The sequence below is a fragment of the Rubritalea sp. genome (assembly GCF_039830215.1).
GTDB lineage: Bacteria > Verrucomicrobiota > Verrucomicrobiia > Verrucomicrobiales > Akkermansiaceae > Rubritalea.
The window spans coordinates 1-10939 of the sequence record NZ_JBDOPO010000311.1; the positions used below are offsets into that span (position 1 = coordinate 1).

Annotated in this window: 13 protein-coding genes; 2 read left to right on the top strand and 11 right to left on the bottom strand. The window is 48.5% G+C overall.

Annotation, left to right across the window (positions count from 1 at the left end; all coding sequences use genetic code 11):
- Positions 1-216: 216 nt before the first annotated feature.
- From ABGY95_RS10355 to rpmI, 4 genes are all read right to left on the bottom strand, one after another.
- Positions 217-528, bottom strand: coding sequence for a hypothetical protein (locus ABGY95_RS10355; protein ID WP_347441608.1), 312 nt, complete (start codon positions 526-528; stop codon positions 217-219).
- A gap of 139 nt (positions 529-667) precedes the next feature.
- A complete protein-coding gene (gene pheS / locus ABGY95_RS10360) occupies positions 668-1684 on the bottom strand; it encodes a phenylalanine--tRNA ligase subunit alpha (RefSeq protein WP_347441609.1) in 1017 nt (338 codons plus the stop codon).
- 277 nt (positions 1685-1961) lie between these two features.
- Positions 1962-2330, bottom strand: a complete 369-nt coding sequence (rplT, locus tag ABGY95_RS10365; protein WP_347441610.1) for a 50S ribosomal protein L20 — start codon at positions 2328-2330, stop codon at positions 1962-1964.
- Between the two features lie 151 nt (positions 2331-2481).
- Positions 2482-2691, bottom strand: a complete 210-nt coding sequence (gene rpmI, locus ABGY95_RS10370; protein ID WP_347441611.1) for a 50S ribosomal protein L35 — start codon at positions 2689-2691, stop codon at positions 2482-2484.
- Positions 2692-2914: 223 nt separating this feature from the next.
- On the opposite strand from rpmI, the gene ABGY95_RS10375 reads away from it, so the two are divergent.
- Positions 2915-3061: a hypothetical protein gene (locus ABGY95_RS10375; RefSeq protein WP_347441612.1), complete on the top strand. Its 147-nt coding sequence runs from the start codon at positions 2915-2917 to the stop codon at positions 3059-3061.
- Between the two features lie 43 nt (positions 3062-3104).
- On the opposite strand, the gene ABGY95_RS10380 is transcribed toward ABGY95_RS10375, so the two are convergent.
- Positions 3105-4355, bottom strand: coding sequence for a phospholipase D-like domain-containing protein (locus tag ABGY95_RS10380; protein ID WP_347441613.1), 1251 nt, complete (start codon positions 4353-4355; stop codon positions 3105-3107).
- A gap of 667 nt (positions 4356-5022) precedes the next feature.
- Here ABGY95_RS10380 and ABGY95_RS10385 point away from each other — a divergent pair.
- On the top strand, positions 5023-5817 hold the full coding sequence (locus ABGY95_RS10385; RefSeq protein ID WP_347441614.1) for a hypothetical protein: 795 nt from the start codon (positions 5023-5025) through the stop codon (positions 5815-5817).
- 83 nt (positions 5818-5900) lie between these two features.
- Here ABGY95_RS10385 and mutT read toward each other — a convergent pair whose 3' ends face one another.
- The 6 genes from mutT to ABGY95_RS10415 all read right to left on the bottom strand — a co-directional run bounded on the left by mutT (position 5901) and on the right by ABGY95_RS10415 (position 10114).
- On the bottom strand, positions 5901-6284 hold the full coding sequence (gene mutT, locus ABGY95_RS10390) for an 8-oxo-dGTP diphosphatase MutT (protein WP_347441615.1): 384 nt from the start codon (positions 6282-6284) through the stop codon (positions 5901-5903).
- A 333-nt stretch (positions 6285-6617) separates the two neighbouring features.
- A complete protein-coding gene (locus tag ABGY95_RS10395; RefSeq protein ID WP_347441616.1) occupies positions 6618-7115 on the bottom strand; it encodes a single-stranded DNA-binding protein in 498 nt (165 codons plus the stop codon).
- 105 nt (positions 7116-7220) lie between these two features.
- Complete coding sequence (locus ABGY95_RS10400) at positions 7221-7508, bottom strand: 30S ribosomal protein S6 (protein WP_347441617.1); 288 nt, start codon at positions 7506-7508, stop codon at positions 7221-7223.
- Between the two features lie 7 nt (positions 7509-7515).
- Positions 7516-8085 (bottom strand): aminoacyl-tRNA hydrolase, encoded by a 570-nt coding sequence (gene pth, locus ABGY95_RS10405; protein WP_347441618.1) that lies wholly within the window; start codon positions 8083-8085, stop codon positions 7516-7518.
- 84 nt (positions 8086-8169) lie between these two features.
- Positions 8170-8769, bottom strand: a complete 600-nt coding sequence (locus ABGY95_RS10410) for a 50S ribosomal protein L25 (protein ID WP_347441619.1) — start codon at positions 8767-8769, stop codon at positions 8170-8172.
- A gap of 415 nt (positions 8770-9184) precedes the next feature.
- Complete coding sequence (locus tag ABGY95_RS10415; protein ID WP_347441620.1) at positions 9185-10114, bottom strand: ribose-phosphate pyrophosphokinase; 930 nt, start codon at positions 10112-10114, stop codon at positions 9185-9187.
- Positions 10115-10939 lie beyond the last annotated feature (825 nt).

Below are 10939 nucleotides of genomic sequence, written 5' to 3' on the forward strand. Positions count from 1 at the left end.
ATCGAGGCCGAACCAACCACCACAAAGCGATTACGCTGGTAGGCCTTCGCTGCCGCCTTGAGCGCAGTCTTAAGGTCTTCGTCGAAAAGTTCTATCAAGGAATACATCAACATATCTTATCTACCCAATATAGGGCAGCTGAAAGGTAGCAAAGCTGACGAATTCCTACAGCTCAACTGTGTGGCAATTTTGTTAAAAAAGTCTGACCTCCATTGGCTAGTCTAGCACGAAGGGAGAACAAGCTCGCAGTTGGTCAGTATCGGCCGAGGTGTCGCGCATAATATTGGCAATATAGCCGGCAGACTTAGTCGTAAGAACCATGAGCCATTCCTCATAGATAGCTCTACACGTGCAATTCGGTTGCTCGAGATACTGTCTCACTCTACTCAGCGCATCAGCTATGGCTTCTGGATGTTGATCAATCCGATCAGCCAGGCGCTCCTGAACCCGCAATTGGCGCATCCGCATGCGCTCCACGCCTGCAGCCTTCTTTGCTAAGATATCTTGAATGAGTATGCTGTCAGCCATCGACATGTAGTTTATTGGACCGATTGCGTTTTGTAAAGAAACCAAGTCGGAGCGCAGAGCCCCAGCACGGCGAAAACACCGCTAAAAAGCGACTCCGATTGAAGCCAAGCTGGGCTTGGAGCTCTCAGGGGCTTCCTGACTATACAAATTGCTTCAGGAAACGAGTGTCGTTGTCGATCAGCTGGCGGATATCTTTGATACCCCAATGAATCATCGCTAGACGATCAAGCCCCATGCCAAAGGCAAACCCCGTGACTTTTTCTGGATCAAAAAAATCATCACCACGGCTTTCAGCAAGCGAAGTGAACACTGCAGGATCAACCATGCCACACCCTGCGACCTCGATCCACTTTGGAGCCTGACCTTTGACGTGAAGTTTCACATCAATTTCAAAGCTAGGCTCGGTGAATGGAAAGAAATGAGGACGGAAGCGCACTTCAGTCTCGCCGCCAAAAAGCGCGCGGAGGAAGTATTCGAGCGTGCCCTTAAGGTCGCCGAGCTTGACGTCTTCAGCAACAAAGAGCCCTTCGAGCTGATTGAAGACTGAAAGGTGAGTGGCGTCGATCTCATCACGACGGTAAGCAGATCCTGGTGCAATAATACGAACTGGAGGAGTTGCCCTCTCCATCGTGCGAATCTGCACTGATGAAGTATGCGTGCGGAGAAGCTTTCCGCTATCAAAATAGAATGTGTCCTTCTCGTTGCGAGCCGGGTGGTCATCAGGCGTGTTGAGCGCATCAAAACAATGGTACTCTGTCTCGATCTCAGGTCCTTCAGCTAGCGTAAATCCCATACGACGAAGAATCTGGATAGCACGATCCTTGATAAGCGTGAGCGGGTGCAGCCCACCTTCCAGAAGTTCGCGTGGTGGGAGCGTGAGGTCAACTCCCTCTACTGATTTCTGGTCTGCTTCTTCCTGTAGCTGAGCAAGCTTGGTTTCTATCCCAGCCGTCACAGCCGAACGCGCCACGTTGAGTGCTTGGCCATAGGCTGGTTTATCTTCGTTAGGGAGATCCTTCATCGCAGCAGAGGCAGCTGTGAGGCGACCTTTCTTTCCTAGAAATGCAACACGAGCTTCATCGAGAGTATTCTGATCAGAGGCGGCTTCAATGGCGCTGAGCGCGTCAGCTTGGATTGTTTCGAGTTCCTGTTTCATGGACGGCACAGCCGTGACATAAATCCCGCATAGTGTCCAATGGTTTTACTTGCCTCACGCTGTGAGAGTTTTCAGTAGCCAATTTTCAGAGCTCTTCGACTGCTCAGGATCACCAATTAGAGCTCTGCCCCCCCTGTTGCGCTTCATCGTGCTAGCTCTGAAAACTGAACACGGCCACCTTAACACTCCCTCATCCCTAAAATGAGGGCAAAAAAATGCCGTCACCCAGAAAACTGGATAACGGCATTATAGAATGTTTCGTGAATACGAACGCTAATTACGCGTGCTTCTTCGCGAGAGCATCTTTGGACTGCTCAACAATGATGTTGAAGGCAGCGATGTCATTGACTGCAAGGTCTGCAAGGATCTTACGGTCGACTTCGATACCTGCAGCTTTGAGGCCTTCGGTGAAACGTGAGTAAGTGATTCCTTGTGCACGGGAAGCAGCGGAAATACGCTGAATCCAGAGACGGCGGAACATTCCCTTACGCTTTTTACGGTCGCGGTATTCATATTGACGAGCCTTGATGACTGCGTCCTTCGCATAGCGGTATAGTTTGGAACGGAAACCACGGAAACCCTTCGCACGTAGTAATACGCGTTTGCGACGGGCGCGGCTTGCCGGACTGTTTGTTGCTCTTGGCATTTTCTTTTCCTTTGTTGATCAAACTGTTTTATAATTTCTCCCGTAGTCTCGTTTGACCGTATTCTCACTATGTGAGACTGGCTACGTGGAGTTTCTCCCGATTAGCGGGAGTGCGAGTCTGTGCTCGCGATTCTAGTTCACCGATGTGGGCTTAGTGGAATGGAAGGGATGCTTTCACTCTCTTGATGTCCGCGTCGGAAACAAGTGTAGCTTTTCCGAGGAAACGCTTACGCTTACGATTCTTCTTCTGGAGAAGGTGTCGCTTGCCTTGTTTACGGCGTAGGATCTTGCCTGTACCGGTGACCTTGAAGCGCTTTGCTACTGACTTACGTGTCTTCGCTTTTCCTGCTGTTCTGGCCATGGGACGCGCAAACTAGACGCAGGCTACCAATATACAAGACGAATTTTCAAAAGATTTAGATTTTTTTAGAATTTTGCCCCCCCCCTCACCTCTGGCATTAGCTGAAATTTACAGAACCTAAGACCAAAACCTTGCTTGATCGCAGCATATGAAGACCAAAATCTTAGATCATTTTCAGATTCTACAGCCACTACTAGTAAAATATGTTAGCTCGAGTCGCACTATGAAAACCGCACTCTTCGCCCAACTAAGCCACATAGTCACATTTAAATTCAATGCCGACGCCACTGCCGCACAAATATCCAGTGTCGATAAGCACTTCGCGGGCCTCCCCTCAAAAATCTTAAATCCGGCGATCCAAGCACATTGACTGATACCTTTTGACCAATGACTTCCCCCCGCAGGGGAAAACCTCAAAGCTGAGGCTCCAATAACTTACCTACCCAACGACGTGGAAGGTCACCGAGCCGAGCCTTGGCATCCTCTTCGTATTTCTGCACACAGTTTTTGAGATCATTCTCAAACATTCTCCGTTGTTCGCTGGCAAAGCGTTTACTCAAAACATGCACATTGATCTCATCATTGATGAAAAACGTCCGATCATCAAAATTTCCTGAGCCAATAATAGAAAGCTCGTCATCCACAACAATCAACTTCCCATGCATCATACTTGGCTGAAATTCGTAAATCTTCGCTCCAGCCTGCAGTAACTCGGGCCAATATAACATCGATGTCTGACGCACGATTGGTGTATCGATATGATCGTTAGGTAAAATAATATCCACCTCAACCCCACGCTCCATCGCCCGTACTAGCGCTCTACGTAGTTGCTTGTTAGGAATGAAATACGCGTGCTCTATCAAGATTGATTTCTTAGCTGCATCGATCGCCAGTAAATACCCTGCTCCCAGTGTGTCTCCCCTTTCACAGGGCGCCCCTAACACCACCTGAGCCTTCATATCTCCCAACTCTTTTAACTTTGGGAAATAGGCCTCTGAGTTCAGATCATCTCCACGCAGCTCAGCCCAGTTATTCATGAACCCACGCTGCAACTCCGCCACCAATGGCCCACGTACGCGGTACATCGTGTCTCGCCATTGCCACTTCCCTTTCGCACCACCATTCCAACAATCGGCATAACCAGCTCCGCCGGTGAAAGCCACATCCCCGTCCACCACAAGAATCTTCCGATGATCACGGTTATTTCCGTGAAACAACCTAAAACAATTGAAAGGCCGATAGAGCTCCACCTCCACTCCAGCGTTACGCAGAGCAATCAGATAGCGCTCATCTAACTTCATCGACCCCACACCGTCTAAAATAACGTGCACTCGAACGCCTGCCTGCGCACGCTCACTCATCGCCATCACCAAATCATAGGTCACATGACCATCCACTGCCACAAATGTCTCAAAGGTGATTGTCTTCTGTGCTGACCTCACGGCCTCTAACATTGCAGGAAAATACTCACCACCATTGACCAAGGTGTCTATCTGGCTCCCCTCAAGCCATAATGCCTGAGCCTCTTTCTCCATCGCCTCATCAAAGGCTTCCGACATCAATGCTGGCGCAGATTTCCCCAGCCCAGCAAAAGGACTATCATCAAGCTTGGCACAAGAAACCAAGCCGACCAACGTCAACGCGCACAGCAAATATCTAACCATTTTCATCAAACCGAGCAAAGTATGCTGACCACCATCATCCTAGCAACCCTAATTCCTAATTCCTAATTCGATGATGCCCAGTGAGAGGAAACCCGAACGATCTAGCTTCCTCGCGCACCCCTAATAACTCACAATGACGCGGCAAGCGACCAGTAACAGTGCTGGTCACGATGTGCCCAGCCTTATAGTTACCAGTATTTTTTGTCACTACCAATAACCACTCCTGCTGCTTGAAATAAGTTTTTAAATTGGATAAACGTCGGAGATCAATATTTTTATCAGCCCCCAGTCTTATCGGTATTCCGAAAAAAGCTTTAGCATATCCTCAGGCACCGTTTTCCTGTAGATCCATTTCGCCCCCTTCCTTAAAGCTCGAATCACCACCTGGATATTTGAGGCCCTCGTGAGCCGGATCATATCCCCACGTCTTTCCTATCTGCCAGTGCGCAGCCTCGATAAGAACCGAAGATTGCACAACCCTTCTTTGCACACTTTTTTTCGTAACCTTTACCCAATACTGACTGGGCCTCTGATAGTTCCACTAATCAGCAAGAAGACACCTCACAATCCAAAAATAACATGTAACTTCCTCTGCATATTTCCTTATACAGTTACTGAGAGAGGCCTACAGCCCTTTCCTATCAATAATCAATCCTTAGAATTCCTAATGAAGACACTCACCACCCTCTGTTCTCTCTTCCTAAGCTGCGCCCTCATGGCTGAAAATAACGGCCAACAAGCCAACCAAGGTTTTCTGAACACAGCGAGAGAATACGATGCCAAAGCCGAGCGTGCCAGTAACAAAGGCTATCCGGAAAATGCCAAAATCTTTAAAAGGCTCGCAGAGATCAAAAGGGAAGCTGCCATCAGCACCAATGGTTACGACTGGAGCGAGTACCACAAACTTCGTGGCCAACTCAACTCCAACAACAAACGACACAAAGGCAAGAAAGCTGGCGCTGCCAAAAAAGAGAACAAGGGCAAAAGCTTCAACGAAGCCGCTGTACGCTATGACAAGCTCGCAGAGGCTGCTCAACATGCAGGTAACACAGAAAAATCTGCCACATACTCCCGCCTAGCTGAAATCAAACGCGAAGCTCAGAAATCTGGTGGAAATTTCGATTGGTCCGAATACAAAAAACTCAAAGCCGCACTCCATAAAGGGAAAAAGAACAGTACAATTGAGCCGTCTGCTGCAAAAGACATCCAAAAAAAAGAAGCCACCAGTAAGAAAGAACTAACTGCTAAATCTGAAACAGAAGCGCCTCCCACCAATTTCATCACTGCTGCGCAAAAGCACGCAACCCTCGCCAACAAGTCCAACGCCGAGGAGGACAACTATTCAGCGCAAATCCACACGCGCCTCGCTGCCATCCTCATCGACGCTGCCGCTAAGCAATCCGAAAATCGCCCGATCGATTGGGCCGAATATAAAGAACTCAAAGAACTCCTGGGCCAGTAGTCGCTCCCTGGGAGCGCCAAGTCCCAGCTTGGCCGCAACGAACATACACTCTTTCCACTTTATCCCCTACCCTTCAATCTACTTCAAATGGAGCGTAGCTCCTCCACAATGGGCTCATCGGCCGGAGCCAAGACATAATCACACAATACTTCCAGACGAACCCACTCAATCGACTGATGCTCCAGAGTCATTGGCTCACCACCGATGACATAGCAAAAGAAAGGCACCAGCTCGATCGCAAACTCTTCGTAATGATGCACAACAGAGGATAAAGCTTTCCCAACAGTCACATCGCAACCGAGTTCCTCCCGCAGTTCACGCACAAGCGCCTGCTGCGCAGTTTCCCCCTCCTCTATCTTCCCCCCAGGGAACTCCCATAGTCCCGCCTGACTCTTCCACTCCGGCCGCTGGCAAAGTAAATACTCGCCAACCGAATTTACTATCACACCACAGACTACCTGTAACATCGATTTATTTGTAATTTGTGATTTTCGCTGCAGTGGGTTCATTGCCTAGTTAATGAAGCCCCACCGCGCTCGTCAAGCCGAGCCTGCCGTAAAGGGGTGTCGAGCCACACGCAGTCCAGAAAGAATTAGGAATCACGATTCCGGTTACAGAGTTTTACTTAATTACTGGCACGTATTGTTGAGTTCAAAAATACGACAATTCTGAGAAATTATGTCCATTCTGTAAAAGAGTTCCAATTGCCTAGCAAACCAGCAATCCCAACTGACTAAAAAGCCCCAAATAACACGAAGCTATTTGGGGCGGTAAAATTTAGTTATGCGAAGCGAATAATCCTAAAACGGGATGTCATCGTCATCATCGAAATCCGCACCGGGAGCTGCTGGCGAAGCTCCTTGCTGCTGAGGTGCTTGGTATTGCTGTTGCGGTGGACGCTGTTGCGGCGGCTGAGGAGTCGATTGTTGTGGGCGAGCTTGCTGCTGTTGCTGGCCGGCTCCACCATTGTTGCTGCCTGCGAATTGGACATTTTCACCGATAACCTTAAGCTTGTAGCGCTGCTTGCCAGATTGCTGATCTGTCCAAGTATCCATCTGGAGGCGACCCTCGATAAAAATACTCTTTCCCTTGCTGAAGTATTTACTAACGAACTCGGCTGAACTTCCCCAAACTGTGACATCGACAAAAGTGGTTTCATCCACCCACTCTTCAGCTTGCTTGATTCGGCGATTGCAAGCGACACCAAGGTCGGTAACAGCTGTACCCTTAGGGGTGTAACGCAACTCGATGTCACGGGTTATATTCCCCATAATCATTACTTTATTGAAACTAGACATGTTGCAGGGACTCTAAAAAGAAAATCCCCACCCGACAATAGAAAAGCCGAGTAGGGATGAAATGTTTTTAGTCGTTGGAGAATTTCACGGTCAATGACCGCAAAACTAGCCGATGCGACGGTATTGGTGCATGTAGATGCCGTCGACGAGGTCGAGAGCTTCTTTGATAGCTTCAATCGCTTCAGGAGCTGCGTTGAAGAAGTAGTTTACATAAACACCGCCTTCAATCTGGCGTGCATTGTATGCGAACTCTTTGCGTCCGAGCTGCTTCACTTCGTCGAGTGTTGCGCCGTTCGCTTCGATTTGCTTACCTACTTCGCTAACGAATTCGTCAACTGAACCTTCTTTACCTTTGGTGTCGAGAACGACAAGGCCTTCGTATTTTCTGCTCATAATTTTTCTAGTTAGATTTTTTTTTGACGTTGTAGACGTTTGCGGCGGATTCTACCCCATTTGATAGCGCAAGCTGAACAGCATCAGCAGCCCTTGCAAGCGCTTTTTCCATGTCTGGGCGTTCGTCGGGACTAAATTTCCCTAAAACATGCCCAACCAGTTCTCCTGGTGAGGGCCCGCCAATGCCTATCTTCAATCGTGGAAATTGATCGCTACCGAAATGCTGAATCAGTGATTTGATGCCATTGTGACCCGCAGCTGAGCCAGATTTACGGAAACGTAAACTGCCCACTGGGAGCGCAACATCATCATACACCACGAGCACTTCATCCAGTTGCCTCTTGTAGAACCGCAGTGCGGTACCAGCTGCTCGGCCACTTTCATTCATGAATGTCTGTGGCTTCATCAGCATAGCGTCTGGATGCTTCGCAATATGTGCTTTCCACTTCAGGTGGTGGACAAATTTGGCACTAGCTCGGCCAGAAAGAAGGTCAAGGACATCGAATCCGACATTGTGCCGTGTGCCTTCGTACTTTCTACCTGGATTTCCCAGACCAATGATCAATTTGATCGCCACTTTGACTGAAAATCTCCTAATCGGGTATGATTTCTCGCACCGCAACTAGTGACAAAACGTTACTATGAAACGTCAGTTGTTAGTTTACTCAGCAGCATCCGCTTCAGATTCAACACCTGCAGACTTAGCTGCACGAGTCATTGCGACAAGAGCAACAAGAACGTTCCCATGAAGCGTTGGAGTCACGCCTGGTGGGAATTCGATATCGCCAACTGTTAGCGCTTCAGAAAGATTGAGACCTGTGACATCCGCTTGAATTGTAAGAGGAAGATCATTCGGAAGAGCTTTCACCTTTAGAGTGTGAACGAGTTGCTCCAGAGCACCACCCATTTTGATTCCCTTAGGCTCGCCAGTAAGAACCACTGGGAGTTTTGCTGTAAGAAGAGTCTGATCAGTCACTGCAAGAAAGTCTGCGTGAAGAATGACACCTGTGATTGCGTCAAACTGAAGATCCTGAATGAACACACGCTGCGGTGCTGAACCTTCGACCTCGAGGTTGAGTAGAATCTGTGAGGAAGCAGAAGCATTGAGCATATCGCGGAATGTCTTTGCGTGTACCTTGATGTTCTTGTTCTCAGTTGCACCGTAGATTACGGATGGGACAAAGCCCTCACGACGCATTGCATTAAGCGCGCCAGATCCTGTGCGCGCGCGCTCAGTTGCTTGAATTGTTTCAATAGCCATTTTGATTATTAATTTTTTAGTTTCAGACATCGCACAAAGTTACTTTGTTGCACGTTTCTAGGTCCGGTTTATTCCATGGAAAAAATAGCTGATAGGTAGTGAGATAATAATAACCTTTCCACAGGCCGGGCGCGGGAGATAAAGCCTTGATCAAGAATTGTCAATTGAAAATCCTAGTCGCTATGTTCCAATTACACATCTAGGTTCTGTGCCTCACATCTAGCCCGGTTGACCAATGCCCGTCCACAAGCCTTTTTTTCTGGGTTTGGTCAGTTTTATCCTGAGCGAAAAACAGCGCTCAAGACAGGGCGTGTCCCAGCGGCTTAGAAATAGTATCTATCTTCGGATGCATGCACTTCACCGTTCAAGCCTCATGACTAATGCCCCTTGACCAATGACTGCGAGCTACGCTCGCCTACATATCAAACAGTGAAGTCACACTCTCACCATTGTGGATGCGGCGCATTGCCTCACCAAAGATAGGTGCGATTGAGAGAGGTGTGACATTTTCACCGTAGGCCTGCGGCACGGAATTGGTCGTGATGAGGTCTTCAATCACTGAGTCTTCGATTTTCCTGCGTGCTTCGTCGCCTATTACCGCGTGTGAAACACCCGCGAAAATACGCTTACAGCCATTTTCCTTCAAAATTTTAGCAGCCGCGCAGAGCGTGCCGCCAGTCTCCGTCATGTCGTCAATCAAAAAAGCATCCTTACCTTCGACCTCACCGATCACGTTAGTAGCCTCCACCTTGGTGGCACTGACTCGGTGCTTAGCTACGATCGCTAAGTCTGCATTGAGAGCGTCAGAATAGGCACGCGCATTTTTCACGCCACCCACATCAGGAGAAACGACCACCAGGTTCTCACCATCCACACCGCATTGGTCCTTCAGGTACTTCACCATCACTGGTCGCGCATAGAGATGGTCAACAGGGATGTCGAAGAAACCCTGGATTTGCGCCGCGTGCAGATCCATCGTGACAACGCGATCCACCCCAGCTGCAGAAATTAAATTTGCCACCAGCTTAGCTGTGATTGGCACTCGTGACTTGTCTTTGCGATCTTGGCGAGCATAGCCAAAAAATGGCATCACAGCAATGATACTGCCAGCACTCGCACGTCGAGCTGCGTCCACCATAATCAGCAACTCCATCAAGTTATGATTTGTCGGAGGACAAGTAGGTTGGACTATGAAGATATCTTCACCTCGAACATTCTCATTAATTTGAACAAATGTTTCGCCATCGGGAAATGCATCCACAGTCACGTCTGCAATAGTCGTGCCAAGGTGAGTTGCGATATCCTCCGCTAATTGGTTGTGCGCTGAACCTGCAATAATTTTCATAGAACCTAGCGGTAGCATGATCTGCTAACCCGCCACGAGCAACTGTTTTTTTAGCTGGACTACCGGCACGGTAAAAACAATGCAAACCGCTAAAATAAGGGAGAGACTAAAGGGCCGCAAAATGAAACGACTTCAACCACGAATCTTACAAAAAAGCGCTAATGATGAGGACGTAAGCACCAAGCCCCAGCTTGACTAAATGGCGAAATTTTAACTCATCGCTAATCGATCTTACTGCGACAATCCCTAAGAAACATAGCCACTTCCCAATGTCATAAAATAACTCACATAGCCAAGCTGCCTCATTTACTCCTAAAGACGTCGAATTTGACACAGCTAGCCTCTCGAAAATTTTAAATAGCATTCTGTCACTTAAATACTGGCTAGGCGGAGGTTGCCAGAAAATCTCAAATCAGCACCCACAATGGGTGGAGCCCAGTTCGAACCTTCGGCGAATATGAATGCGGGGATGATTTTTAGATCGAGCCAGAGCGACTAGTTATCGATAGAAGCGAGGTCCATCTCGACTCACTCTTCGAACTTGGTTATCTTGTTGTGAGGTGGACCCCGTTCTCCGTCCGTTAGACTCAGCTATTAAGTTATGATGGGAGGATGAGCTAGGTGATGATATAGAAGTGAGGCTGGAGCAAGGGCTAATCAAAATTTGGGGGCTAGGCGGCGTCTTGCTCCTGTGGATTGGTAGAGGTTCCAGATTTACGTTCGTAGGTATTTGAGGGCGTGTCGTTGCCTAATGAGTCGTGGGGTCTCCAGTCATTGTATCTATCAAACCACTTGGTCAATCCCGCGCGGAGCTTGGGCACAGTG

What these genes read in the sequence shown, in the direction of transcription:
- ABGY95_RS10355 (WP_347441608.1), bottom strand. Translation starts at nt 528, where the DNA reads ATGGCTGACAGCATACTCATTCAAGATATCTTAGCAAAGAAGGCTGCA.
- pheS (WP_347441609.1), bottom strand. Translation starts at nt 1,684, where the DNA reads ATGAAACAGGAACTCGAAACAATCCAAGCTGACGCGCTCAGCGCCATT.
- rplT (WP_347441610.1), bottom strand. Translation starts at nt 2,330, where the DNA reads ATGCCAAGAGCAACAAACAGTCCGGCAAGCCGCGCCCGTCGCAAACGC.
- rpmI (WP_347441611.1), bottom strand. Translation starts at nt 2,691, where the DNA reads ATGGCCAGAACAGCAGGAAAAGCGAAGACACGTAAGTCAGTAGCAAAG.
- ABGY95_RS10375 (WP_347441612.1), top strand. Translation starts at nt 2,915, where the DNA reads ATGAAAACCGCACTCTTCGCCCAACTAAGCCACATAGTCACATTTAAA.
- ABGY95_RS10380 (WP_347441613.1), bottom strand. Translation starts at nt 4,355, where the DNA reads ATGGTTAGATATTTGCTGTGCGCGTTGACGTTGGTCGGCTTGGTTTCT.
- ABGY95_RS10385 (WP_347441614.1), top strand. Translation starts at nt 5,023, where the DNA reads ATGAAGACACTCACCACCCTCTGTTCTCTCTTCCTAAGCTGCGCCCTC.
- mutT (WP_347441615.1), bottom strand. Translation starts at nt 6,284, where the DNA reads ATGTTACAGGTAGTCTGTGGTGTGATAGTAAATTCGGTTGGCGAGTAT.
- ABGY95_RS10395 (WP_347441616.1), bottom strand. Translation starts at nt 7,115, where the DNA reads ATGTCTAGTTTCAATAAAGTAATGATTATGGGGAATATAACCCGTGAC.
- ABGY95_RS10400 (WP_347441617.1), bottom strand. Translation starts at nt 7,508, where the DNA reads ATGAGCAGAAAATACGAAGGCCTTGTCGTTCTCGACACCAAAGGTAAA.
- ABGY95_RS10410 (WP_347441619.1), bottom strand. Translation starts at nt 8,769, where the DNA reads ATGGCTATTGAAACAATTCAAGCAACTGAGCGCGCGCGCACAGGATCT.
- ABGY95_RS10415 (WP_347441620.1), bottom strand. Translation starts at nt 10,114, where the DNA reads ATGAAAATTATTGCAGGTTCAGCGCACAACCAATTAGCGGAGGATATC.